This is a genomic window from Halorubrum tibetense, assembly GCF_055396225.1.
Map to the genome: position 1 here is coordinate 1,347,531 of NZ_AP043742.1, position 23,736 is coordinate 1,371,266.

The window sequence follows — 23,736 nt, forward strand, 5'->3', positions numbered from 1 at the left end:
CGGGCAAGGTACGTGGTGTGGACGATGTGGGCGATGTGGACGGCACGGACAACGAGCAGCACGGACAGCGAACGTCACGGACGGCGTGAACGGCACGAACGGTGTGAGTGAACAGGCGGCGTGAACGGACCCCCGTCGGAGGCTGTGATCAAGTGTCACGGCGAGCGTGACGCGCAACGCTTACAAACACGCACGGAGTACCGATGATGCGCACAGTCCATTGGGGTAGTGGCCAATCCTGAAGCCTTCTGGGGGCTTCGACCCTGGTTCGAATCCAGGATGGACTATTCTTCGGTCCGGTGTCGATCGGTCGACGACCTTCGACTGGTAAACGTCGGAGTTCGCATCGAGTTATTCTTTCAGGTGGAACTATCTCCCCGTCACGTCTATCGGTTTGGAGGCGAAGCGAAGGGGTGTACGTTCGACGGAGAACACGCGGGAGCAGGTTCGCTGTTAGCCGACCCGCCAAGCGGATGCCCTCACTTCTCGACGTCGAGCAGCGCGACGCGCTCGTGGACGACGGCCGGCAGGTCGCCGAGTGTCGCCGCGAGCTCGCGGTCGGTGATATCGTAGTACTCGCGAACCGACGGCTCGTCGAACCGCCCGAGCGTCGGTTCGGACGTCACTGCCGAGGAGAGCCGATCGACGGCCGCGTCGAGGTCGGCCGACGAGCGCGCCGCGTTCGGGACGTCGCCGAAGTCGGCGGCGACGAGGACGACCCGGTTCTCGCCGAGCGAGACGCCCATCCGGAGCGCCCGGTCGATCTGTCGGCGACCGGCAGCGTACAGGAGTATCTCGACGCCGGGATCGCGAGCGACCGCCGTCTCGCGGGCGATGGCGCGGGCCGCGAGCCGCGTCGCGCGGCGGAGGTGGCGAGCGTCGACGACGTAGTCCGCGTCGAACGCCTGCACGACCGCTCCCGTCGCCGTCCCGACCGCGTCGAGACGCGCTAGGAAGCGGTCGAGATCGTCGACCGTGAGCCGCCCCTCGACCAGTCGACAGTCGGGGCGAGGGGCCGGAGCGGTCGAGCGCTGAGCGTCGTCCGTGTTCGAGTCGTCCGTGTTCACGCCGTCTACAGGCCCGGCGTCCTCGCCCGCGTCGGGTCCAGTCATCCGAAATCACCCAGGCTGGACTGGCCGTTACCGCCGTCGCCGCCGCTGCTCCCGGCGGTCGCGGCCGCGGAGGCCGCGGCGTCGGCAGTGACCTCGTCCATCGAGGGGTCCTCGCGGCCGGCGTGTTCGAGGATCCGTTCCGCGGTCTTCTCCCGGCCGCGAAGCGCGCCGAGCACGACCGACTTGTCGGCCTCGCGGAGGTCCGCACGCGTCTCGATCCCCGCCTCGTACAGCCGGCGGGCGCGCTTGCGACCGACGTTGCGGACGCCGGCCAGGTCGAGGAGGGGTTCGCGGACGCCGTACTCGACCCGCTTTCTGGCGCGGCGAACCGCCAGAACCGCGTCGCCGTCGACCCCGTCCACGTCGCTCGCGAGGGTCTCGGCCGCGCGGAGCAGCCACTCCGCGCTGTCGACCTTCCCGCGGATGTCGCCGGGGCCGACGCCGTAGCGCTCGGCGATCCGGTCCTCGTCCACCTCGTCGGCCCAGTCTTCGAGCAGGCGCGCGGTCTTGAGCGCTGCGAGCCAGTCCTCGAAGCGGACGTCCTCGTACTCGGAGGGGACGTCGCCGAGGAACTCGTGCTCGCGCTCGTAACAGGTCTCGGTGTACGTCTCACGGTCGCCCGACTTGAGGTAGAGCTCGTACATATCGGGGGTCCGGCTCACGAGGTGATAGAGGCCGAGCGGGGTGAGCTCGGGGTTCGCGTCGTCCGGGTCACCGTCCGCCTCGCTTGGGTCGCCGTCCGCCTCGCTCGGGTCGCCGTCCGCCTCGTTCTCGTCAGGCCCTCGTTCGTCACCGTCGTCCCCGTCCCCGGCCGGGCGGTACGTTCCGAACCCGGGCTCGTCGCCGTCCGCCTCCGGAGTCACCCGTTCGTACGCGCCGGAGTCGGCAGGCATCGCGTCCGCGGCAGCCCCCGCTTCCCGTGAGGCGCGCGCGTCGCGAAGGCCGTCGATCATCTCCGCGGCGCTCATCGGGTCGAGGTAGAGCCGGGAGACGGTGTGGCCGATCCCCGTCGCCGATAGCCGCTCCGTCCCGTCGGCGAACTCGCGGTCGATGAACTCGTTGACGGCGAGGTACTCGAGCACGGTGTCGGTGACCGCCGCGAGCCGCCCCTCGTCGTCCGTCTGGGTCGCGTAGAGGGTGTTATCGAGGAAGTCGAGCAACCCTTGTCGGGTCGCGGCGAATCCGGAGGCGACCGTCGCGAGCACGTGGGTCCGGAGCGCGGGTTCGGCCGCGAGCTTCGACCGGACCGGCTCGGGGTCCGCCCAGACGTACCGGTCGAACAGCTCCTCCATCCCGTCGGCGTCGTTGGCGAGCAACACAGCCTCGCCGTACGGGTCGAGCCCGGGGCGACCCGCCCGCCCGCACATCTGGTGGATCTCGAGGACATCAAGCGGTTTCATCCCGCCAAACTCGCCGTCGTAGCGCCGCCAGTCCCGGACGACCACCCGGCGGGCCGGGGTGTTGACGCCGGCCGCGAGCGTCGGGGTCGCGGAGATGACTTTGATCAGCCGGTCGCGGAACGCGTCCTCGATCAGGCTTCGGTGCTCACTCGCCAGCCCCGCATGGTGGAACGCCGCTCCCTGCTCGACGGCGTCGGCGAGGTCCTCGGCGGTGTCGGTGTCGGAGACGCCACGAACCTCCGCGGCGAGCTCGCGGAGTCGGTCGCGCTCGTCCGTCGTGAGCCGTGAGCCGGTGACGTCGGTCAGGTTCCGGGCGGCCGACTCGGCGTTCCGACGGGAGTTGACGAACACGAGCGAGGAGCCGCCCTGGCCGTCCTCCTCGGTGTCGAGCGCGTCCGCGACGAGCCGCGCCGTCTGGTCCTCGCCGCGGTCGACCGGCACCTCGCGCTGGCTCCCGTCGTCGAAGTTGATCGCGTTCCCGAAGTGAACGCCGGTGCGGAGGTCGATCGGTCGCCAGTCCGACTCGACGAGCTCGGCGTCGAGCCAGTCGGCGATGACGTCCGCGTTGCCGACCGTCGCCGACAGCGCCACCGTCTGGAGCCCCGCGTTCACCTTCCGCAGCTTCGCGAGCGTCACCTCCAGCGTCGGGCCGCGGCCCGCGTCGTTGACGAGGTGGACCTCGTCGCTGACGACGCAGGTGAGGTCGTCGATCCACGGCGCGCCGTTGCGGATCAGCGAGTCCACCTTCTCGCTCGTGGCGACGATGATGTCGCGGGAGCCGAGCCACTCGCCGTCCGACTCGTAGTTCCCCGTCGAGACGCCGACGGTCACGTCGAACTCCTCCCATCGCTCGAACTCGGTCTTCTTCTCGCTGGCGAGCGCTCGCAGCGGGACGATATATAAGGCCTTGCCGCCGCGCTCGATAGCGGACAGCATCGCCAGCTCGGCGATGAGCGTCTTGCCCGACGCCGTTGGAACGGCCGCGACGAGGCTCTCGCCGTCGAGAACGCCCGCCTCGACGGCGGCCTCCTGTGGCGGGTAGAGCTCGGCGACGCCCTCCGATTCGAGCGCCTCGCCGACGCCGGCGGGGAGCCCGGAGAGCGAACTCGGTTGCATTACCGGTAGTTAACTCCCGATCCGATTTAACCCGTCGGAACCGACGAGCGGGAGTATATAAACTGCCGAGGCTCTGTTGACTCGATGGAAACGCTGCTACTCCATGAGAACGTGAAACAAGATATGGGGCGCAAGAGACCGACGGATTTCACGTGCCACAGAGCACGTTCTGTTGACTGGTCCGTGTGCGAAAGAAGTCGAGTCATGGGCGTTACAGCCCGGATGCCGCGCCCCGCGGCATCCGGGAAAGCCCGAATAGGTGAATCTCTGCTTCACGCACTGGCGTCCCGGGTGAACAAACCATGTACCTCGGAATCGACGTCCACAAACGGTACGCACAGGTGGCAGTGATGGATGAGGCTGGGAAGATCGTCGAAGAGGTTCGCGTCGAGAACGCGAACCTCGACGACCTCGCCCAGCGATACGCCGGCGCACAAGCCGTGCTTGAGGCGACCTCCAACTACTACCACATCCACGATACGCTGTCGGAACACTTGGATGTAACCGTCGCTCATCCCAAAAAGATCAACCAGATCGCAGACACCGACAAGAAAACCGACCGCGTTGACGCCAAAGAACTCGCGCGGATGCTCCGGTTAAATTCGGTGCCTGAAAGCTACGTTCCGACCGAGGAGGTCAGGGAAGCCCGCGCACTCGTGCGCGGGCGACAGACGTTGGTCGAAAACCGTACCAAGTACGCCAACAAGATTCATGGGCTCCTCTCCGATCACGGCATCACTGAGGACGTGAAACCGCTAACCGTAGAGGGACGAGAGTCCCTGCGGGGACTCTCGATCCCGACGCCGTTCGATACGTTGCTTGAGTCGTACCTCGACCTGATCGAGTCGCTCACCGAAGAGATTCAGAAGCTCGATGAGACGATCGAAGAGCGCGCTGGGTCTCTGAAGGAGACCCAGCTGCTAATGACGATTCCCGGTGTGAGTTACTACACTGCGCTGACGATCTACGCGGAGTTAGGTGGGATCGATCGGTTTGACGGTGACAAGGAGGTCGTCAGTTACGTGGGATTGAACCCGGTGATCCGCGAGTCAGGTGACTCGCGGATCGAAGGGAGCATCTCAAAACGTGGATCAGGGCGTGTGCGATGGTTACTCGTTCAAGCAGCAAACACCGCAGTTCATACCAGTAATGATGAGTATCTGAGTCGGTTCTACGACCGGTTAGCAAGCCGAAAGAACTCACAGAAAGCGATTGTGGCAGCAGCTCGGAAGATGCTGGTATCGATCTACCACATGCTTGATCGGGGAGAAGCGTACGATCCACCCGGTGTGACCGCATAGACGAAGGACCTGAGGGCCGCCGAACGGGCGGCCCTCAGTGGCCAGCCGAGGCCCTCCATGAGCGTCAGCTATCGCCAGACAGCGACCGCACCGCAGACACGTTCTGGCCGCCTACCGGCTGTGAAAACAGCAGATCCCTAGACGGCGTAATCATTTTGTCGCTAGGCGTGGTTTGCCCGGGTAGCAGCGTTTCCATAGGTGAAATCCTTCGGCTCTGACAAGAACCGCGTGCTGAATGCAGAGCGCTCACTCAGCACTGGTCGCCCCAGTTTGGTTGGTTTTCCTCGTCGCCCTCAAACTCGGCCCCATCATCGAAATGGTCTGGTTTTTGTGTGATTTGTTCAACACACCACGCGCTAATATCCTGATCAAACGACCTCGCACTCTCGAACATCCTCTCCATGGTTTCGACGTTTCTGGTGTCCCACGCGCTAATATCCTGATCAAATGACTCCGCCTCTCGAAACATCGCACCCATATTTTCAACGCTGCTGGTGTCCCACGCGCTAATATCCTGGTCAAACGACTCCGCCTCCCGAAACATGATATCCATGTTTTCGACGCTGCTGGTGTCCCACCCGCTGATATCTTGATCAAATGATGCCGCACCACCAAACATCGACTCCATGTTTTCAACGCTGCTGGTGTCCCACCCACCGATATCCTGATTAAACGACACCGCAAGAGTGAACATCGCACGCATGTTTTCGACGCTGCTCGTGTCTGCATTGGTCAAGTCAAACTCGCTAATCCGTCTCCCAATATCGTCTTCGGTGAATGAACTCTCGGCAAGGTTGTGTTCCTGAAGTTCGCCCCCCCAGAACAGTTCGCTGCTGTCCGGTGGCAAGACCACACCCACGCCTTCGGGGGTACCCCAGTCCGGTTGCTTCGCTTCCTCACCCTCAAACCCCGCACCGTCATCAAATCTGGGTGGTTGTTCGGGGATTTGTTCAACATCCCACCCGCTGATATCCTGATCAAACGATGACGCACCTTGGAACATGCTACGCATCAATCGGACGCTGCTGGTGTCCCACGCGCTAATATCTTGATCAAACGACTCCGCCTCTTGGAAAATCCCCTCCATGTTTTCGACGCTGCTGGTGTCCCAGTCCCCGATGTCTTGATCAAACGAGGACGCGCCCGAGAACATCGAACTCATGTTTTCGACGCTGCTGGTGTCCCAGTCCCCGATGTCTTGATCAAACGAGGACGCGCCCGAGAACATCGAACTCATGTTTTCGACGCTGCTGGTGTCCCAGTCCCCAATGTCTTGATCAAACGAGGACGCGCCCGAGAACATCGAATCCATGCCTTGGACGCTGCTGGTGTCCCAGGCGCTAATATCCTGATCAAACGACTCTGATAGAAGGAACATCGCCCCCATAGCTTGGACACTGCTGGTGTCCCAGTTCCCGATGTCCTGATCGAACGACGCCGCCTCATGGAACATCGCGCTCATGTCTTCGACGCTGCTGGTGTCCCAGGCGCTAATATCCTGATCAAACGACCTCGCACTCTCGAACATCCTCTCCATGGTTTCGACGTTTCTGGTGTCCCACGCGCTAATATCCTGATCAAATGACTCCGCCTCTCGAAACATCGCACCCATATTTTCAACGCTGCTGGTGTCCCACGCGCTAATATCTTGATCAAACGACTCCGCCCCATTGAACATCTCCTCCATGCTTTCAACGCTGCTGGTGTCCCACGCGCTAATATCTTGATCAAACGACTCCGCCCCATTGAACATCCCCTCCATGCTTTCAACGCTGCTGGTGTCCCACCCGCTGATATCTTGATTGAACGACAGCGCACCAGCGAACATGAAATTCATTTTTTCGACGCTGCTGGTGTCCCACCCGCTGATATCTTGATCAAATGATGCCGCACCACCAAACATCACCTCCATGTTTTCAACGCTGCTGGTGTCCCACCCGCTGATATCTTGATCAAATGATGCCGCAATACCAAACATCCACTCCATGTTTTCGACGCTGCTGGTGTCTGCGTTGGGCAAGTCAACCTCGCTAACCGGTGTTCCTACATCATCTTCGGTGAATGAACTCTCAGCAAAATTATGTTCCTGCAGTTCGCCAGACTCGAACAGTTCGGAACTATCCGGTGGCAGCACCACACTCGTGGCGTCGTCAGAGTCTTTTTCGTCGTCGTCCTCCCCTTCGTCGGTGGCGTCGTCTTCTTCGTCGTTGTCCGGGTCGTCGGACTGTGGTTCATTTCCAGTGTCGTCTTCCGAGTCGTCGTCATCGTTGCTCCCACAGCCGGCGGTTGCGGCGGTCAATCCGACGCCTACAGCACCGAGCACGCGCCGTCGACGGAGCAGGCGCTGATCGTTGTCTTGGTTGCGTAACCTCTCGGACATGCCAAATCCTGTTAGCGGTAATACATAAATGTTTGGAAACCAGACAGGTTACTGCTCGCTGACGCGGCTCGACGCCGTCGACCCAGCGGCGGTCCCGAACTCTGACACTCGATGATCACGGCGGGTGGACTATATGACCAGATCTTCGTACAGGATACATCCTCTGTATCTCGCATGACCCACGAAATCTATCACCATCTGAGAATTTCAGCAGAGCCGCAGCCGAGGAGCGCCCACGGACGCGGTCACGAGACTTGACACGTAATCGCCACGACACCACCGTCACTACGACAATACCGTCGCCCCGCGGTGGCGCGCTCGCTCGCGTCTTTATAAGGCGCGAGCGGCCCGCGAGGGACGCGGTGAGCGCTCGGAGAGCGCGAACCGCGAGGCTGGGGAGGTCCGAGGTGCGGCGCGGTGCAGCGCGGTGCGGTGCAATCGCAATCCGCTCGGTCCGGAGCGCGATCACCGACAACCCGCGCTGGCGATTGGGTTTTAAATACTATATAATCTGAAGACCCCTCACACCGTATCGTCGAGGTCGTGGTCGGCCGCCATCCGCGACGCCTCCGTCGCGAACCGCTCGACATCCGCCGGATCCGTCTCGCCGAGCGCGTGCTCCTCGACATCGCGGCCCGCAGTGACTCCGTCGCCGGTGACGAGCCGTTGTTCGGCCAGCTCCTTCGTGTGGACGCGCTCGCCGTCCTCGGTGGCGTACGTCAGCCGAACGAGTCCCTTCGAGTCGAACTGCCGGTCGACTAACCAGACTTCGGTCATCGTCGGAGCGTGGCGGGCGCGAGGCTTAAATAGTGGGAACCGGCCGCGCCTCTCCACCGTCGCCATCGCTTTGTACCCGGTCGACGTAGCCGCCGTATGCGAGTGAGGTTCGACCGGGACACCTGTATCGGGATGTACCAGTGCGTCGCCGAGTGGGACGCGTTCGAGAAGGACCTGAACGACGGGAAAGCCGACCTGGCGGGCAGCGAGGAGACCGAGCCGGACGTCTTCGAGGTAGCGGTGCCCGAGGGCGAGGAGCTGGACGCGAAGTTCGCCGCGCGAGCCTGCCCCGTCGACGCCATCGAGGTGTACGACGACGACGGCGAGCAGGTAGTGTGAGCGGCCGGATCGTGACTCGATCCCTTATAAGCGCTCGGCGAGTTCCTCGGCGAAGTAGGTGACGATGAGGTCCGCGCCCGCGCGCTTGAGCGACAGCAGGGACTCGTGGGCGGTCGCCTCCAGGTCCAGCCACCCCTTCTCGGCGGCGGCGTGGAGCATCGCGTATTCGCCGGAGACGTTGTAGGCGGCGATCGGTCGGTCGAACTCGCGGCGGAGGTCGGCGACGATATCGAGGTACGGGAGGCCGGGCTTCACCATGAGCACGTCCGCGCCCTCCTCGGCGTCGAGGCGGGCTTCGCGGAGCGCTTCGCGGCGGTTCGCGGGGTCCATCTGGTAGTGGCGGCGGTCGCCGAACGCCGGCGCGCCGTCGGCCGCGTCGCGGAACGGGCCGTAGAACGCCGACTCGTACTTCGCGGCGTAGCTCATGAGCGCCACGCTCTCGTGGCCGGCGTCGTCGAGCGCCTCGCGGATCGCTCCGACCTGTCCGTCGGTCATCGCCGAGGGCGCGACCATGTCCGCGCCGGCGTCGGCCTGCGACACCGCGGTCCGTGCCAGCAGGTCGAGCGTCTCGTCGTTCCGCACCGTGAGGCGCGGGTCGGTCGCCGCGTCGGACTCGACGACGCCGCAGTGGCCGTGATCGGTGTACTCGCACAGACAGACGTCACCGATCACGTACGCGTCCGTGTCGGCGGTGATCGCCCGCATTGCCCGCTGAACGACACCGTCCTCGGCGTATGCACGGCTTCCCGTCGCGTCCTTGCTCGTCGGGATCCCGAAGAGGATCACGGCCTCGACACCGGTCTCGCGGACCTCCTCGACGCGGGCGACCGCCTCCTCGACGGGGACGCGCTCGTGGCCCGGCATCGACTCGATCGGGACGCGCTCGTCGGTCGTCGCGTCGACGAAGACGGGCGCAACGAGGTCGGACGCCGACAGCGACGACTCGCTGACGAGCGGACGGATCCCGTCGGTGCGGAGCCGGCGTGGCCGGTCGGGCGGGTACATACCCGGCGGTTAGCGCCGGGCCGTCTTTTATAATTCGTTCGCGGGGCGGGACGCGATCACTCGGAGGACTCGACGTCGATCCGGTCGCTGAGCGCCGCCAACCCGTCGTCCTCGGCCAGCTCCTCGACGCGCTCACGGAAGTGGTCGGTGCACAGTCCGACGACGACGCCGGCCTGTTCGGCCTCGAAGGCCGCCTCCCGATCGCAGTAGTGACACCGCATACTCGAAGTTCGGTGAGCCCGGGAGTTAACGCTGTTCCCGTCGTGTCAGTCGTCCGTCGGCCGCTCGTCGTGCGTATCCGCCTGTGGGGCGGGATCCGGGAGCCGGTCGCGGACGGGCGCGAACGCCGACGCGGTCAGTCCGGCTTCGCCCAGTGTTCGTTCGTGCGCGTCGCTTCCGCCGGTCGCAAGCAGGTCGTCCGCGGCCGTGACGCGGTCTATCCGCGCCGTGTCGACCGATCGGCCGTAGGGGTAGAATCGCTCGACCGCATCCAACTCACGAGCGACGTCGAGGGCGGCGTCGACGTCGTCGTAGCGGAAGGGGTGGGCGAGTCCGACGATCGGACACGCCTCACAGAGGAGCTCGACGCCGCGATCGAGGGGCGTCACGTCGCGGGCGACGTAACACGGGCCGTCGTTCCCGATCAGCTCGTCGAACGCGTCGGTGTAGTCGTACGGCGCGGGCGACTCGTCGATCGCGCGGGCGATGTGCGGTCGACCGAGCCCGGGCCGCGGCGTCACGTCCAGATCGATTCCCAACTGGTCCTCGACGCGGGCGAGGATCCGCGCGCCACGCTCCTGGCGGTCGGTCTGAAGTCGGTCTATCTCGGCGTCGAGCGCCTCGGTGTGTTCGACGCCGTAGCCGAGAAGGTCGAGGCGCTCGAAGCCCGCGTCGACCCGGAGCTCGATCCCGCGAACGATCCGGACTCCCTCGCGCTCGACCACCGCAGACTCGAGCCCGGGGTGGATCCGATCGTGGTCGGTGACGGCGACCCAGTCGAGGCCCGCCTCGCGTGCGGCCGCGGGGACCTCCTCGATCGAGAGCGTCCCGTCCGAGACGGTCGTGTGGGTGTGGAGGTCGGCGACGACGGGGTCGGCGGCGGTCATACCCGCCGTTCGCGAGCGAGTCACTAAGGATCCGCGGTCGAGCGGAACCTGATAATAGGCAATATAAGGAGTACTCCCCGACTAAGGTTATACATGGAAAATCATTAAGAACCATCGCGTGTTTTCATCTGTTGATGCGATTGAATGGCGTCGACGACCGGATCGAACGGCACCAGTTCCCGACCACCTCGGAGGAGATCATCGCGGCTCACGGAAACGCGACCGTAGAGCTCGCTGACGGCTCCGAGCGGCTCGGCGATGTGCTCGGACGGTTCGGCGAGCAGACGTTCGACGCCCCGGACGAAGTGATCGACACGCTGCGGGCGGGCGTCTGTCATCGCGGCGTCGGCCGACGGTTCTACTCGGACCGCGACCCCGCGACGGCGGGCGAGGACGGACCACAGCCGGTCTCGTTCTGAGCGGCCGCGCGGACCCGAGCGGACGTATTCCTCGGTTTTACTGACGGCTGATTGAACCGATCGGCAGGACGATCCACTGGAGCCGACCGGCAGGACGATCTCCGGGCCGAGGCGACCGGGAAGCCCCTGACAGCGGTGACGAACCGCTCAGTCGACCCACTCGATGACGGCCGACAGGTCGAGCGGGATCGACCCCTTCCGGTACCCCTCGGTCCGGCCGTCCGGACGTGTCCGGAGGACGATCGCCGGCTTGTGCCGGACCGCGGGCTTCGCGGACCGGACGCGGGCCCAGTCGTCGTCGGGGAAGGAGCTGCAGTCGACGAGCAGGGTCGCGCCGCCGCCGTGCGCTTCGAGCTGACCGCTCGTCTTCGTTTCGACGGTGTCGCGGACGGCGGCGACAGGGTCGTTCGCCGACCGCATCGCGACCGGCTGTGGACGGGTCACCTCGACGAGCGAGGCGGCCCCGGTGTCGGGGTCGGCCGCCCGGAAATCGAGCGAGTGACCGGTGGTGACCTCGATCTCGGGGGTGACCTCGTACCCCGCCCGCGAGAGCAGGCTCGCGGCGGTGAACTCCGCGATCGTCGCGCTCATCCGAACGAGGTCCATCGACGTCGACGTGCCGAGCTTGCCCGCCATCGTCTCGCGGTAATCGTCGAGGATCCCCGGTCGGAGTAGGGACTCGACGTAGCCGGTTCCCTCCTCGCGCGTCGCGTCCGGGAACCCGGCGGCGTGGTCGCGGAAGAAGGCCCGGGTCGTCGACGAGCCGTCTTTCGAACAGAAGACGGGAAGGAAGAACCACGAGACGTGCGGGTAGTCGGCGAGCCACGGCTCGTCGTCGTGGAGCTCGGCGAGCAGCTCCCGCTGAGCCCAGCGGGAGACCGGATACGGGACCTCGTCGAAGCCGTACTTTTCCGTCCGCCAGAGCTCGCTCGGCGTCTCCGTGTTGCCGAGCCAGTACCCGACCGGACCGCCCCCCGCACCGGCCGGCGGGTCGCTGTCGTCGTCGGTCCAGCAGAACAGCGCCATCGACCCGTCGTCCATGTCGAACCGGCGCGCCTCGTAGGCTGGCGGCGGGGCGAACCACGGGTCGCCGGCCGCCGCACCGAGGTTATCGTCGAGCGGGCGTTCGATCCGTGAGCGAACCCGGCCGAGGTCCCAGCCACCGGGTGCGCGCCTGAATCGGAGCGGTTGTGCCACAGGCCCGCTACCGTGCCGGCGGGCTAAGGGGTTTCGACGCCGCGGCGGGAGTCCACGAATATCAGGAGCGATAGGTCGGCGACAGCTATATAAATAGGAGATGCCAAGTGAGGCTGTACCATGTCAATGGGTGCCTATGACGAGGACGAACACGAGCGTCGTGAGCAGAAGACGGGCGTCGTCGACGCCGATTTCGACGCGGAGCGGCCGGAGTACTCCGGGTCGCTCACCTATGACTCCGGCGACTCCGCGGAGGCACTCCTCGACACGTTTCAGGAGCTGAAAGACGACTGACGCCGCGTGTCGGGACTCCGGCGCGGCGTCGCGACTCTCCTGCTTCGATCCCGACGGATGCGCAGCCGCCGTTCACACGTCGGTGAGCAGTATCGCCGCCGTACAGACGACCGCGACCGCGAGCACGTGGCCAACTACCGCGCCGAGCAGCACCGGTTCCTCGAGGAGGAACGGAACGAGGCCGAGCTGAAGCACGGAGAACCCGATGTTCTCCGCGTCGAGCCGGCGCACGCTCGCGGCGTCGGACGGCGAGAGGTCGATGTGGACCGCCCGCCAGAGCGCGACAACCGCGCTCCACCACGACGTGCCGATCCGGTAGGTGAGATCCCAGAGGATCAACAGCGTGAGATAGACGACGGGCACCGGCGGGTTCGGGCCGAACAGCCGGTCGATGAGCGCGCCGTTCCAGACGAACAGGTACGTCACGAGCGCGATGAACGCGAGCACGCCCAACACGATCTCGATACTCGACCCGAAGAGGAGCCGTTTGTGTGCGGGCGGGGTCGACAGCAGCCGGTTCTTCTCGCCGAGACGGTGCATTTCGACGCTCCCGATCGCCGCGACGACGACCGCGGCGGTCCCCGCGATCACCGCGCTCCACAGGTCGTAGTACCAGCCGAGGGCGAGCACCCCAGCCTGGAAGATCACGAACTGGATCGCGACCGCGAGCGTCCGCGACACCTCGAGGCCGGGGACGCCGCTCACCAGGCTCTCGTACACCCACGTCTCGCCGTACTGTCGGCTCACGCCGACCGCTCCCCCTCGGTGGCAACCGTGGTCGGGGCAGCGTCGTCGAGCGCTCGCGCGACGGCCAGTTCGAAGGGAGTCGACTCCACCGGCACCAGCTCGCGGATCCGGTCGTCCTCGACGATAACGGTGTTCCGAAGTCCCTCGACGAGCGACCGCGCGAGGTACGGGTTCACGTCCGTGACCAACCGGAGCCAGCGGGCGGAGAGCCCGGGGCTGAGAACGGGGACCCGAACGATCCGGAGCCCGTGGCCGAACTGACGGCGGGTCAGACGGAGTATCTCGGCGTACGTCAGCACCTCCGGCCCGCCGATCTCGTAGGTCTCGCCGGCCGTCTCGGGGACATCGAGGACGCCGGAGAGGTATCCTATCACGTCGTCGATCGCGATCGGTTGACACAGCGTGTCGACCCATTTGGGCGTAACCATCACCGGGAGCCGACCCGCGAGCCCGCGGATCACCTCGAAGCTCGCGCTGCCAGCCCCGATGACGATCGCGGCCCGAAGCGTCGTGAGCGCGTACGTCCCCTCGCCAAGGATCTCCTCCACCTCGCGGCGCGACCGGAGGTGTTCGGAGAGGTCCTCGCGGTCCTCACCGAGCCCGCCGAGATAGACGACGCGGTCGACGCCCGCCTCGGACGCCGCGTCGGCGAAGTTTCGCGCGCAGTTCCGGTCCCGTTCCTCGTAGCCGGGGCCGCCGTCCAGCGAGTGGACGAGGTAGTACGCCGCGTCGACCGGCTCGCCGTCGACCTCGAAGGCGGGGGGGAGGGTCTCCGGTTCGAGGAGGTCGCCCTCGACGACGTGAACGCCCTCGGGCGGGTGGTAGCCGTCGGCGTCGCGAACGAGGACGGCGACTTCGTGACCGCGGTCGAGTAGCGTCGGGACGAGCCGGGATCCCACGAACCCGGTCGCGCCGGTAACGAGAACGCGCATACGGTTCACACGGCCGGGACGACCATAAGCCCCGGGCACGGACTGCCGATAGACCGGACACGATGACTGCCGATAGACCAGACACGACGATTGCCAGCGACCGATCCCTAAAAGCACCCACCCGTCGTCGGTCCGATATGCACGCTGGCGAGTTCGAACCGGTCCGCGGCGTTCCCGACCTGTACGTCCACGACACTGGGATGTTCGACACTGACGAGTACGGCTCCGTGTACGTGTACGACGCGGCCGAGCCCGTCGTGATCGATACGGGGACGGGGGCGAACCGCGAAGCGCTGTTCGAGACGCTCGACGAGATCGGGATCGGGCGCGACGAGCTCGCGTGGATCCTCCCGACCCATGCCCATCTCGACCACGCGGGCGGGGCGGGCCACCTCGCGAAGCGGTACCCCGAGGCCGAGGTCCTCGTTCCCGAACGAGGAGTCCGTCACCTCGTCGACCCCGAGGCGCTCGTCGCCGGCACGAAGTCCGCGGTCGAAGACCAGTGGCGATACTACGACGACCCGGAGCCGATACCCGAAGCCCGGATCACCGGACTCGCCGACGGCGACCGGGTCGACCTCGGCGACCGCTCGCTCGTCGTCCACGAGGCCCCCGGACACGCGCCGCACCACGCGGTGTACCACGACCCCGACGCGGACGTCGTCTTCACTGCCGACGCCGCTGGGATCTACGTCCCCGAGGTCGACACCGTCCGACAGACGACGCCGCCGCCGCAGTTCGACCTGGACCAGTGTCTCCGGGACCTCCAAACGATCGCCGACCTCGAGCCCGAGTATCTCTGTTTCGGCCACTTCGGCCCCCGCGAGTACGACGACGCACTGATCGGCGAGGCGAAACGCGCCTACGTCGAGTGGGTGGAAGCGGTTCGAGCGAAGCGAAGCGAACTCGACGACGAGACGGTCGTCGAGCGTTTCGAGTCGTCGAGCACGGACGTGGAGTTCTGGAATCCGGAGCGGGCGCGGGCGGACGCGAGCCTGAACACTCGAGGCGTGTTGACGTATCTCGACCGGGTCGAGGAGTGAATCGGGGGCGAGAGGAAAGCATCCGGAATGGAACCGAGGTAGAAACGCCCTAAACCCCACGCCACGTAGGGCGGACAACGAATGGGCATCTTCGATACGATCCGGGCCGTACTCGGGACGAACGCCGAAACCGGCGCGACCCGCGAAGCCGACCCGGAGGACCTCTTCGGGATGTCGACAGCGTACATGACGATGCAAGCCGACCTCGGCTACGACAACTGCGGCGAGGCGGCGCTGTGTTTCTCCGGCGTCGACAGTACCCGCTTCGACGAGGCCGTGAGCACCGTCGAGGAGATCCTTGAAGCCGGCGAAGTCGAGACCGGGACCGGTTTTCACCGTCACGAGGACGACCACGGCTACCACTGGTTCGTCCTCGAAGACGACGACCCCGAAGACCTCGTCACCAGCATCCACTTCGCGGCCGACCAGTTCATGGAGGAGGGATTCGGTTCCCGGCTCCTCGCGGCCGTCTTCGGCTTCGAGGACGACGACGGCCCCGCCTACTGGATCTACTCGTTCCGGCGCGGGGCGTACTACCCGTTCGCGCCCGACGGGTCGAACAGCCGAAACCAGCGGGTGGAGTTCAAACTCCAGTCGGTACTTGACGGCGAGCTCGGTATCGAGGACGACGAGTCCTACTGGTACCCGCTGTGGCCGGACGCGCCGGGCCGACACCCGTGGGAGTGAGCGGATGAGCGACGGGTCGACACCGGCGGCGGCGTCCGACGAACCGATCGGCAGCAGCACCCGCGACGCCGGCCACAAGCGGATCCTCCGGGCCGTCGCTGCGCAGACAGCGGTGTTGAGCGCGGCGGTCCACCTGCTGTGGGCGTGGCCACGGCTGGCGGACCCGACCGACCCGCGACCGTACGTGTTCGTCCTCGCGGCCGTCTTCACGGTTCTCGTCGCGGCAGCGACGCTGAAGGCGGACGAGTACCGGCGGCTGTACGCGCTCGGCGCGGGAACGCTGACCGCGTTTCTCGTCGGATACGCGGGGTGGCACGGCGCGGAGACGACTGCCGCGCTCGCGGCGGACCCGTTGGCGATCGTCGGGAAGGCCGCGGAGACGGTGGGCGTAGTCGCGTTCCTCGCGCTCTACCGCGAGGCACCGCCGACGGGCGTGGTCGTCGAACGCCGGCGTGTGCGCACGGGCGAGAGTGAACCGGACGACAGCGAGACGGACACCACGGAGGACCGGGACACCGACACGCCCAACTCCGACGGCTGAACCGAACGGAGCGCGACGGTAGAACCGACCGATACGACTTAACCGCCCGCCGGCCGACCCACGACCAGTGAGCGACACCTACCGCACGGTGGCCGAGCACGCGACAGCGACGTTCGAGGTTCGAGGCTCGGAGTTCCTCGGACACGCCGCGCCGGCGGACACGGTCGAGCAGGCGGAGACCATCATCGAAACCGTCGAGGCGGAGTACGCGGACGCGACGCACAACGTCCCAGCGTACCGGGTTCCGGCTGGAGAGGCGTCCGAGCGGACGCCCAGCACCGACGTGATGCTCCGGGAGTACAGCGACGACGACGGGGAGCCGAGCGGCTCGGCTGGGAAGCCAGCGCTGAACGTCCTCCAGCAGCGCGACATCCGCAACGTCGTCTGCGTCGTCACGCGGTACTACGGGGGAACGAACCTCGGCGTCGGCGGACTCGCCCGGGCGTACTCGCGGGCTGTCAAAGAGGCGGTCGACGACGCGGGCGTGATCGAGGAACGACCGCACCGCCGGCTCGCGGTGCGGACCGGCTACGACGATTCCGGGACCGTTCGCGGAGTGATCGAGTCGTCGGGAGTCGAGTTCGACGCCGAGTACGACGAGCGGGTGCGGTTCGAACTACGGGTACCGCTCGACGAGATCGAACCGCTAGTCGAGCGACTCAACGACGCGACGAGCGGGCGGGTCGAGATCGACTGATCCCGGCGAGAGGTGGCGCTAGCGTCGATCGAGTGGCGAGCAGGCGACGCGGAATCGGACCGTCCGCGACGGGGCGTCGCGCTCCCGTCCAGTGCGTCGCGGGCGACGGCTACGTCACGGAGGGAGTGGTCGCGGTATCGACGATAAACGGTGGGGTCAGGTGAACTTCCGGACGGTCATATCCAGCGTGTCGAGGTCGAGGATCGGGGCGTATCCGGCGTCCGGGTCGATATTGACGGACTTCTGGAAGTCGGTCTGTGCCTGCCAGCAGCCGGAGTTGACCGCGAGCACGCCGTGGTACTTCCCCCAACCCAGCTTGTGGACGTGGCCGGTGTGAAACACGTCCGGAACGTTCTCGATCACGAGGTAGTCGCGGTCCTCGGGGGCGACGCGGGTGTGTCCGCCGAACTGCGGGGCGACGTGACGCTTTTTCAGTAGCTGGTACATCGCCTTGTGGGGCTCGTCGTAGCTCGCCTTCTCCTCGGGGAGCTCGGCGATCACCTCGTCGAGCGAGACGCCGTGGTACATCAGTACGTCGACGCCCTCGACGGTCACCGTGGCGGGGTTCGAGACGATCCGCGCGTCGTGGACGTCCATGATCGAGCGGAGCTCCTCGTTGAACCCGGGTTGTGGCTCCGCGAGGCGGACCGCGTCGTGGTTCCCGGGGATCATCACGATCTCGGTGTCGGCGGGGACCTCCTTGAGGTACTCGGCGAACACCTCGTACTGGTCGTAGATGTCGACGACGTCGAGCTCCTCGTCCTGGTTCGGGTAGACGCCGACGCCCTCGACCATGTCACCGGCAAGGAGGAGGTACTCCACGGGCTCCGCCTCGGGCGTGTGAAGCCAGTCGGTGAATCGGCTCCACGCGTCCGCCATGAACTCGTCGCTGCCGACGTGGACGTCGGAGACCAGCGCCGCTTGGACGTGGCGGTCGGCCCCACCCGTGACACGGGTTCGCGGGATATCGGGGAAGTGGAGCGAGTCGGCGAAGAGGATCCCGGAATCGTCGGCGAGGGTGCCGTCGACGGCGACACACTCGTCCATCAGGATCTCGTCGACGACGTCGGCAAGCCCCTTGTCCTTCATGATCAGCGCCGGGAACGTTCCGGTGGTGTCCTCGAGTTCGACGAGCCAGTGACCGGATTTCGTCGAGCGGACGTCGTTGACGAGCCCGATCATGGCGGCCTCGCTCCCGCCGGGCATGTCCGCGATCGCCTCCGCAGGCCGGTGGTTGACCCGCCCGCGGAGCAGCTTCGAGAGCCGTTCGTAGCGGTCGCGGAACGTCCGGACGAAGTCGTCGTACTCGCCGGTTCCGGTGCTGTGACCGGTCATGTCGTTGGCGATCTCGAGCTCGCGACGGGACGGGTCCCGGTCGTGGTCGGCGGCGGCGTGCGATCCCGGTTCCGTGCCGGGTGCGTCCGTGGTCGGGGGCGTCGCTTCGTCGACGGCGGTGGCCCCCGGCGACCCCTTCGTTTCAACTGGAGATCTACCGTTTTCGACCGCCTCTCCGGCCGGTTCCGTGGCCGAAGGGGTCGAGTTCACGGTCGCAGGTGTGGGGTCGCCCGTCGCGGGTTCCGAGTCGGCCGTCGCGGACTCCGGATCAGCGGTCGTGGGAGTCGGATCGACCGCGACGTCCGAGGGGGTGGCCGGCGCGGACATCTCGTCGAGGACGCTGCGGACGTGTTCGACGGTGATCCGGAGGGCGTCGTCGGGCGCGTGGTCGACGACGGCGTCGAGGGTTTCGATCGGACGGTCCGCGCCGGCGAGGACGGTCACCGCCTCGCGCTCGGCGTTGTAGCCGCGGCTGGCCAGTTCGCTGACGATCCGGGCGTTCGACTCCAGCGGCACGTGCGGAGGGACGGCGGTGCGAGCCAAAACGGTTCCGGAGCAGCGGAGTAGTCGGAGCGGAGACGGCGACCCCTTCGACTCTCACCCGCGGTCACCGATCCCGTTCGAAGCCGGCGGCGAACGTCGACTCGGAAACCGAGAGCACCGTCGGGCGACCGTGCGGACACGCGAAGGGACGCTCACACTCTCCGAGACGGGCAAGCAGCGCACGGATCCCGTCCTCGTCGATCGCGTCACCCCGTTTTAGCGACGGGTGACACGCGAGGTCGACGAGGAGCCGGTCCCGGGCGTCGCGGCCGCCGCCACCGGCTCCCCCGTCCGACACCGATCCACCATTCGGTCCCGACCTGCCGTCTGGCCCCGATGCGCCGGCCGGACCCGAAATGCCGTTCGACACCGCCGCCAGCGCGTCTCGGAACGCCTCGGCGTCAGCGGTACGGCCGAACGGGGCGGGGACGGAGCGGAGCCGGAGGGTCCCGCCGCCGAACGGCTCGGTGGCGAAGCCGAGCGCCGCGAGGTCGTCTGCGTACGCCTCCGCGGCGGCCGTCTCGCCGGCCGACAGCGACACCGTCGCCGGCGGATCGAGCTCGGCCGTCGGCACGGGGTCGTCCGCGAACGCGCGGGCCAGCCGCTCGTAGTTCACCCGCTCGTGGGCGGCGTGGACGTCTATCACGAGGAGCTCGTCGCCGGACTCGACGAGCGCGTACAGGTCGCGGAACGTCCCGATCGGCTCCGCGTCCGCGAATGCCGCCGAGCGCGAGCCGTCAGCCTCGCCGACCGGGTCGAGCGCCGTGTCGAGGTCGGTCGCCACGTCCGCCCGTCGTCGGAGATCGGCCCCGGTGAGCGCGTCGGCGACCGCGGACTCGACCGCGTCGGCGACGGCGTCGGCGTCACGGAGCGCCACCTCCCGTTTCGCCGGGTGGACGTTCGGGTCGATCCGCTCGGGCGGGACGGCGACGTCGACGACGGCGACGGGTTCGCGGCCGTCCGGGAGCAGGCGGTCGTAGCCCGCCCGCACCGCGCCAGCGATCCGGTCGTGGCGGACCGGGCGGCCGTTCACCGACACGCGGAGGTGGTCGCGCGAGGCCCGCGTGACCGACGGGTACGCGAGCGCACCAGTCACCGCGACGGACCCGTCCGCCGCGGCCTCGCAGTCGTCGTCGAGCGATATGCTCGCCGACAGTTCGGTCGATCGGCTGGCCGTCTCACGGTCGTACACGCCCAGGATGGCGTCCGTGACGCCGGTTCCCGGCGTCGTGAGGGTCGTCGAGCCGTCGTGTTCGAGCGTGAACGCGACATGGGGGTTCGCAAGCGCGTAATCGGCGACCAGCGCCGATATCCGTGCGAACTCGGCGCGCGCCCCTGCGAGCGCCTCCCGGCGAGCCGGCCGGGTTGCGAACAGGTCGCGAACGACGACGGTCGTCCCACGGGCGCGGCCGGCGTCGGAGACGTCCGGGTCCGGTCCGTGCGAGCCGTCGGTCCCGTTCCCGCTCGCCCCGTTTCGGGGGTCGACGACGACTCGGGAGCCGACCGCGTCCCCGTCGTTGGTGGTCAGTTCGAGGCGGGCGGCGTCGGCGATGGCGGCGAGCGCCTCCCCGCGGAAGCCGAGCGAGTCGACGCCCACCGGATCGCCGTCGGGCGCGAGCTTGCTCGTCGCGTGCCGCTCCACGGCGAGGCGAGCGTCCGCGCGGGACATCCCGACCCCGTCGTCGTCGACACGGATCCGGTCGGTTCCATCGCCGTCGACCGCGATCTCGACCCGAGAGGCGTCCGCGTCGAGCGCGTTGTCGACGAGCTCGGCGACGACGCGGGCCGGTCGGGTGATCACCTCGCCGGCGGCGATCCGGTCGACGGTGGCGGCGTCGAGCCGGCGGACCGCCGCGTCGGTGGCGGCAGTGGAGCACGTCGGCGGCGATCCGGTCGCGTCGTCCACGTCGCCGTCGAGGGAGTCGTTATTCGTCATCGTCGAGGCGGTTCTGGAGGTCGTGTAAGGCGTTCAGCGCCTCGATCGGCGTGGTCCGCGCGAGGTCGAGGTCGCGGAGGGTCTCGGCGACATCGGGCGGGAGGTCCGCCGACGGCGCGGTCCGATCGTCCGCCGACGGCGCGGTCCGATCGTCCGCCGACGGCGCGGTCCGATCGTCCGCCGACGACGCGCCCGGTCCCCCCTCGTCGTCATCCTCGGCGAGGAACTCGCGGAGCGGGACGTCATGGGGAGTGTCACCGTCGATGTCGTCGGGGACCGGCTCACTTCCATTCGGGGTCGGGGAACCCTCGTCGGCGGCAACTAGCTCGCGCGAGCGCTCGACGACCGGTCGGGGAACACCAGCGAGCTCGGCCACCTCGACGCCGTACGACGAGGAGGACGCCCCGCGGACGACGCGGTGGAGGAACGTCACGTCGCCGTCCTCGCGGGTGGCGGAGAAATGCAGATTGAACACGCGCTCGCGGTCGGCGGCCAGGTCGGTGAGCCCGTGGTAGTGCGTGGCGAAGAGGGTTGTCGCGCCGAGCTCGTCGTGGACGAACTCGGCGGCCGCGCGGGCGATCGCCCGCCCGTCGGTGGTGGCGGTCCCGCGGCCCACCTCGTCGAGCAGGACGAGCGAATCGGGGCCGGCGTCGTGGAGGATCCCCGTCAGCTCGCTCATCTCGCGCATGAACGTCGACTGGCCGCCGGCGATGTCGTCCGACGCACCCACCCGCGTGAACACCCGCGAGAGCACGGGGAGCCGGGCGGCCTGCGCCGGGACGAACGATCCGGTCTGTGCCAGCACGACCGTCAGCGCGACCTGCCGCATGTACGTCGACTTGCCGCTCATGTTCGGGCCGGTGATCACGGCGACGCTCCCTCGGGGGAGGTCCGCGTCGTTGGGGACGAAGGCGTCCTCGGTTCGCTCGACCACCGGGTGCCGGCCGCCCTCGATCCGGATCCCGGCGTCGGGCTCCGTGATGACCGTCGGGCGGACGTAGTCGTTCGCGACCGCGACCGCCGCGAGCGACGCCAGGGCGTCGAGCTCGGCGAGCGCGTCCGCGAGCGCCTGGATCCGCTCCGTCGCCTCGGCGACGCGCTCGCGGACGTCGACGAACAGCTCGTACTCGAGGGCGTCCGCGCGCTCCGCGGCGCCGACGATCGTCTCCTCGCGTTCCTTCAGCTCGGGAGTGTAGTAGCGCTCGCTGTTCTTCAGCGTCTGTCGGCGGCGGTAGTCGTCCGGAACCCGGTCGAGGTTGGCGTCGGTCACCTCGATGTAGTAGCCGTGGACCTGGTTGTGCCCCACCGACAGCGAGTCGATCCCGGTTCGCTCGCGTTCGCGCGCTTCCAGGTCGGCGACCCACTCGCGCCCCTCGCGCTCGGTGGCGCGCAGCCCGTCGAGGTCGGCGTCGAACCCGTCGCGGATCACCCCGCCCTCGGTGATCTCCTGTGGCGGGTCGGTCGCGATCGCGTCGTCGATCAGCTCGCGGACGGCGGCGATCTCGTCGAGACGCTCGTGGAGGTCACGGAGATGGTCGGTGCGGGGCAGCGAGTCCTCGCTCGCCCCGGGATCGTCCGTGGCGTCCGGCGGCGGCTCCGCCAGCGTCGCCTTCAACTCGGGGACGACCGCGAGGGTGGCGTGAAGCGACCGGAGGTCGCGGGCGTCGGCACGGCCGCGGGAGACGCGCCCGACCAGCCGTTCGAGGTCGTAGGCGGTCGCGAGCGCGTCCGCGATCCCCTCACGCACCAGCGTCCGGTCGGCCAGCTCCGCGACCGCGTCGTGTCGCGAGCGGATCGCGTCGGCGTCGACGAGCGGACGGCGGAGCCACCGCTCCAGACACCGGCGTCCCAGCGCGCAGCTCGTCACGTCGAGGACGTCGAACAGCGTGTCGCTCGCGCCGAGGCCGCGGTTCTCGAACAGTTCGAGGCTACGCTGGGCGGCCGCGTCGAGCCGGAGGTGGTCACGCGGATCGTACCGGCGGACCCGCGAGACGTACTCCAGCGGGCCGTCGTCCCCCTGTGTGTATTCGGCGTACGCCAACACCGCGCCCGCGGCGCGGAGCTCGGCCTCGCCGTCGAACCGGCGCTCGGGGGCAGGAACGTACGGGTCGAGCCGGTCGAGGGCGGTCCGGCGTGCAAACACGTCGGGGTCGTGACGGTGGACCGTCCAGTCGCGGACGGTGGGGACGACGTCACCCGCGTCCGGGCCGACGAGCAGCTCCGCGGGAGCGAGCCGCTCCAGCTCCTCGACGACGGTTTCGGGATCGCCGGCGGTGACGAGACACTCGCCGGTGGCGACGTCGACGGCAGCGAGGCCGACGGCCGGATCGGGCGGGTCGGTACCGCGTTTCTCGGTCGCGCCGCGTGCCACGGCGGCGACGTAGTTGGCGGCCCCCGACTCCAGGAGGTCGTCGTCGACGACCGTGCCCGGCGTGATCACTTCGGTGACCGCGCGGTCGACGAGCCCCGACGCCTGCTCGGCGTCCTCGACCTGATCGCCGAGCGCGACGCGGTACCCCGCGTCGAGGAGAGCCTCCAGGTACGGGGCGGCGTTGTCGATGGGGATCCCGGCCATCGGGTACTCGCCCGTCGAGTCGGTGCGCTCGGTGAGCGTCACCTCACAGACCCGCGCGACCGTCTCGGCGGCCTCACAGAACGCCTCGTAGAAGTCGCCGACCTGGAACAGCACGAGCGCGTCCTCGTGGGCGGCACAGAGGTCGGCATACTGCGAGAGCATCGGCGTGAGCTCCTCGCGGGCCGCCGCGATCCCGGGCGGGAGCCCCGTGACCGTCTCCCGGTCGGGCGGTGACATACCTTCAACCGGGTCGG

The 23,736-nt window shown here is 67.5% G+C and carries 21 protein-coding genes; 8 read left to right on the top strand and 13 right to left on the bottom strand.

Annotation, left to right across the window (positions count from 1 at the left end; translation table 11 throughout):
• Positions 1-479: 479 nt before the first annotated feature.
• Positions 480-1,112, bottom strand: coding sequence for a KEOPS complex subunit Cgi121 (cgi121, locus tag ACZ5TV_RS06815; RefSeq protein WP_464384275.1), 633 nt, complete (start codon positions 1,110-1,112; stop codon positions 480-482).
• Positions 1,109-3,628: an ATP-dependent DNA helicase gene (locus ACZ5TV_RS06820; RefSeq protein ID WP_464384276.1), complete on the bottom strand. Its 2,520-nt coding sequence runs from the start codon at positions 3,626-3,628 to the stop codon at positions 1,109-1,111. Before ACZ5TV_RS06820 ends, cgi121 begins: the two co-directional genes overlap by 4 nt.
• A gap of 302 nt (positions 3,629-3,930) precedes the next feature.
• On the opposite strand from ACZ5TV_RS06820, the gene ACZ5TV_RS06825 reads away from it, so the two are divergent.
• Positions 3,931-4,929 carry an IS110 family RNA-guided transposase gene (locus ACZ5TV_RS06825; protein ID WP_209486850.1) on the top strand — a complete coding sequence of 333 codons (999 nt, stop codon included), beginning with the start codon at positions 3,931-3,933 and terminating at the stop codon, positions 4,927-4,929.
• A gap of 250 nt (positions 4,930-5,179) precedes the next feature.
• On the opposite strand, the gene ACZ5TV_RS06830 is transcribed toward ACZ5TV_RS06825, so the two are convergent.
• Entirely contained in the window at positions 5,180-7,309 is a 2,130-nt protein-coding gene (locus ACZ5TV_RS06830; RefSeq protein WP_464384277.1) for a BspA family leucine-rich repeat surface protein, read from the bottom strand.
• Between the two features lie 522 nt (positions 7,310-7,831).
• On the bottom strand, positions 7,832-8,086 hold the full coding sequence (locus tag ACZ5TV_RS06835; RefSeq protein ID WP_379782629.1) for a DUF7967 family protein: 255 nt from the start codon (positions 8,084-8,086) through the stop codon (positions 7,832-7,834).
• A 96-nt stretch (positions 8,087-8,182) separates the two neighbouring features.
• Between ACZ5TV_RS06835 and ACZ5TV_RS06840 the strand changes: the two genes are divergently transcribed.
• Entirely contained in the window at positions 8,183-8,425 is a 243-nt protein-coding gene (locus ACZ5TV_RS06840; protein ID WP_379782627.1) for a ferredoxin, read from the top strand.
• A 24-nt stretch (positions 8,426-8,449) separates the two neighbouring features.
• On the opposite strand, the gene hemB is transcribed toward ACZ5TV_RS06840, so the two are convergent.
• The 3 genes from hemB to ACZ5TV_RS06855 are packed head-to-tail and all read right to left on the bottom strand — an operon-like array spanning position 8,450 to position 10,536.
• Positions 8,450-9,430 (bottom strand): porphobilinogen synthase, encoded by a 981-nt coding sequence (gene hemB / locus ACZ5TV_RS06845; RefSeq protein ID WP_464384278.1) that lies wholly within the window; start codon positions 9,428-9,430, stop codon positions 8,450-8,452.
• A 56-nt stretch (positions 9,431-9,486) separates the two neighbouring features.
• Positions 9,487-9,651: a DUF6757 family protein gene (locus ACZ5TV_RS06850; RefSeq protein WP_379781371.1), complete on the bottom strand. Its 165-nt coding sequence runs from the start codon at positions 9,649-9,651 to the stop codon at positions 9,487-9,489.
• A 45-nt stretch (positions 9,652-9,696) separates the two neighbouring features.
• Positions 9,697-10,536: a PHP domain-containing protein gene (locus tag ACZ5TV_RS06855; RefSeq protein WP_379781373.1), complete on the bottom strand. Its 840-nt coding sequence runs from the start codon at positions 10,534-10,536 to the stop codon at positions 9,697-9,699.
• A 134-nt stretch (positions 10,537-10,670) separates the two neighbouring features.
• Between ACZ5TV_RS06855 and ACZ5TV_RS06860 the strand changes: the two genes are divergently transcribed.
• Positions 10,671-10,955: a DUF5789 family protein gene (locus ACZ5TV_RS06860; protein ID WP_379781375.1), complete on the top strand. Its 285-nt coding sequence runs from the start codon at positions 10,671-10,673 to the stop codon at positions 10,953-10,955.
• A gap of 147 nt (positions 10,956-11,102) precedes the next feature.
• Here ACZ5TV_RS06860 and ACZ5TV_RS06865 read toward each other — a convergent pair whose 3' ends face one another.
• Entirely contained in the window at positions 11,103-12,152 is a 1,050-nt protein-coding gene (locus ACZ5TV_RS06865; protein ID WP_379781377.1) for a DUF5784 family protein, read from the bottom strand.
• A 126-nt stretch (positions 12,153-12,278) separates the two neighbouring features.
• On the opposite strand from ACZ5TV_RS06865, the gene ACZ5TV_RS06870 reads away from it, so the two are divergent.
• Positions 12,279-12,446 carry a DUF5786 family protein gene (locus ACZ5TV_RS06870; protein ID WP_379781387.1) on the top strand — a complete coding sequence of 56 codons (168 nt, stop codon included), beginning with the start codon at positions 12,279-12,281 and terminating at the stop codon, positions 12,444-12,446.
• Positions 12,447-12,518: 72 nt separating this feature from the next.
• Here the strand turns inward: ACZ5TV_RS06870 and ACZ5TV_RS06875 are convergent, their stop codons facing one another.
• Both ACZ5TV_RS06875 and ACZ5TV_RS06880 read right to left on the bottom strand, forming a co-directional pair.
• A complete protein-coding gene (locus ACZ5TV_RS06875) occupies positions 12,519-13,193 on the bottom strand; it encodes a DUF7530 family protein (RefSeq protein WP_379781379.1) in 675 nt (224 codons plus the stop codon).
• Complete coding sequence (locus ACZ5TV_RS06880) at positions 13,190-14,125, bottom strand: NAD(P)H-binding protein (RefSeq protein WP_379781381.1); 936 nt, start codon at positions 14,123-14,125, stop codon at positions 13,190-13,192. Before ACZ5TV_RS06880 ends, ACZ5TV_RS06875 begins: the two co-directional genes overlap by 4 nt.
• Positions 14,126-14,262: 137 nt before the next feature.
• Between ACZ5TV_RS06880 and ACZ5TV_RS06885 the strand changes: the two genes are divergently transcribed.
• The 4 genes from ACZ5TV_RS06885 to ACZ5TV_RS06900 all read left to right on the top strand — a co-directional run bounded on the left by ACZ5TV_RS06885 (position 14,263) and on the right by ACZ5TV_RS06900 (position 17,093).
• Positions 14,263-15,168, top strand: a complete 906-nt coding sequence (locus ACZ5TV_RS06885; protein WP_379781383.1) for an MBL fold metallo-hydrolase — start codon at positions 14,263-14,265, stop codon at positions 15,166-15,168.
• A gap of 81 nt (positions 15,169-15,249) precedes the next feature.
• Entirely contained in the window at positions 15,250-15,855 is a 606-nt protein-coding gene (pspAB, locus tag ACZ5TV_RS06890; protein WP_379781385.1) for a PspA-associated protein PspAB, read from the top strand.
• 4 nt (positions 15,856-15,859) lie between these two features.
• Entirely contained in the window at positions 15,860-16,396 is a 537-nt protein-coding gene (locus ACZ5TV_RS06895) for a hypothetical protein (RefSeq protein ID WP_464384279.1), read from the top strand.
• Between the two features lie 67 nt (positions 16,397-16,463).
• Entirely contained in the window at positions 16,464-17,093 is a 630-nt protein-coding gene (locus tag ACZ5TV_RS06900; protein ID WP_379782883.1) for an IMPACT family protein, read from the top strand.
• Positions 17,094-17,249: 156 nt separating this feature from the next.
• Here the strand turns inward: ACZ5TV_RS06900 and ACZ5TV_RS06905 are convergent, their stop codons facing one another.
• From ACZ5TV_RS06905 to mutS, 3 genes are all read right to left on the bottom strand, one after another.
• Positions 17,250-18,944, bottom strand: a complete 1,695-nt coding sequence (locus tag ACZ5TV_RS06905) for a DNA-directed DNA polymerase II small subunit (protein WP_379782881.1) — start codon at positions 18,942-18,944, stop codon at positions 17,250-17,252.
• Between the two features lie 91 nt (positions 18,945-19,035).
• Positions 19,036-20,907, bottom strand: coding sequence for a DNA mismatch repair endonuclease MutL (mutL, locus tag ACZ5TV_RS06910; protein ID WP_464384280.1), 1,872 nt, complete (start codon positions 20,905-20,907; stop codon positions 19,036-19,038).
• Positions 20,897-23,719, bottom strand: coding sequence for a DNA mismatch repair protein MutS (gene mutS / locus ACZ5TV_RS06915; protein WP_464384281.1), 2,823 nt, complete (start codon positions 23,717-23,719; stop codon positions 20,897-20,899). The genes mutL and mutS overlap by 11 nt, the downstream gene beginning before the upstream one ends.
• Positions 23,720-23,736: the final 17 nt, after the last annotated feature.

What these genes read in the sequence shown, in the direction of transcription:
- cgi121 (WP_464384275.1), bottom strand. Translation starts at nt 1,112, where the DNA reads ATGACTGGACCCGACGCGGGCGAGGACGCCGGGCCTGTAGACGGCGTG.
- ACZ5TV_RS06820 (WP_464384276.1), bottom strand. Translation starts at nt 3,628, where the DNA reads ATGCAACCGAGTTCGCTCTCCGGGCTCCCCGCCGGCGTCGGCGAGGCG.
- ACZ5TV_RS06825 (WP_209486850.1), top strand. Translation starts at nt 3,931, where the DNA reads ATGTACCTCGGAATCGACGTCCACAAACGGTACGCACAGGTGGCAGTG.
- ACZ5TV_RS06830 (WP_464384277.1), bottom strand. Translation starts at nt 7,309, where the DNA reads ATGTCCGAGAGGTTACGCAACCAAGACAACGATCAGCGCCTGCTCCGT.
- ACZ5TV_RS06835 (WP_379782629.1), bottom strand. Translation starts at nt 8,086, where the DNA reads ATGACCGAAGTCTGGTTAGTCGACCGGCAGTTCGACTCGAAGGGACTC.
- ACZ5TV_RS06840 (WP_379782627.1), top strand. Translation starts at nt 8,183, where the DNA reads ATGCGAGTGAGGTTCGACCGGGACACCTGTATCGGGATGTACCAGTGC.
- hemB (WP_464384278.1), bottom strand. Translation starts at nt 9,430, where the DNA reads ATGTACCCGCCCGACCGGCCACGCCGGCTCCGCACCGACGGGATCCGT.
- ACZ5TV_RS06850 (WP_379781371.1), bottom strand. Translation starts at nt 9,651, where the DNA reads ATGCGGTGTCACTACTGCGATCGGGAGGCGGCCTTCGAGGCCGAACAG.
- ACZ5TV_RS06855 (WP_379781373.1), bottom strand. Translation starts at nt 10,536, where the DNA reads ATGACCGCCGCCGACCCCGTCGTCGCCGACCTCCACACCCACACGACC.
- ACZ5TV_RS06860 (WP_379781375.1), top strand. Translation starts at nt 10,671, where the DNA reads ATGCGATTGAATGGCGTCGACGACCGGATCGAACGGCACCAGTTCCCG.
- ACZ5TV_RS06870 (WP_379781387.1), top strand. Translation starts at nt 12,279, where the DNA reads ATGGGTGCCTATGACGAGGACGAACACGAGCGTCGTGAGCAGAAGACG.
- ACZ5TV_RS06880 (WP_379781381.1), bottom strand. Translation starts at nt 14,125, where the DNA reads ATGCGCGTTCTCGTTACCGGCGCGACCGGGTTCGTGGGATCCCGGCTC.
- ACZ5TV_RS06885 (WP_379781383.1), top strand. Translation starts at nt 14,263, where the DNA reads ATGCACGCTGGCGAGTTCGAACCGGTCCGCGGCGTTCCCGACCTGTAC.
- pspAB (WP_379781385.1), top strand. Translation starts at nt 15,250, where the DNA reads ATGGGCATCTTCGATACGATCCGGGCCGTACTCGGGACGAACGCCGAA.
- ACZ5TV_RS06895 (WP_464384279.1), top strand. Translation starts at nt 15,860, where the DNA reads ATGAGCGACGGGTCGACACCGGCGGCGGCGTCCGACGAACCGATCGGC.
- mutL (WP_464384280.1), bottom strand. Translation starts at nt 20,907, where the DNA reads ATGACGAATAACGACTCCCTCGACGGCGACGTGGACGACGCGACCGGA.
- mutS (WP_464384281.1), bottom strand. Translation starts at nt 23,719, where the DNA reads ATGTCACCGCCCGACCGGGAGACGGTCACGGGGCTCCCGCCCGGGATC.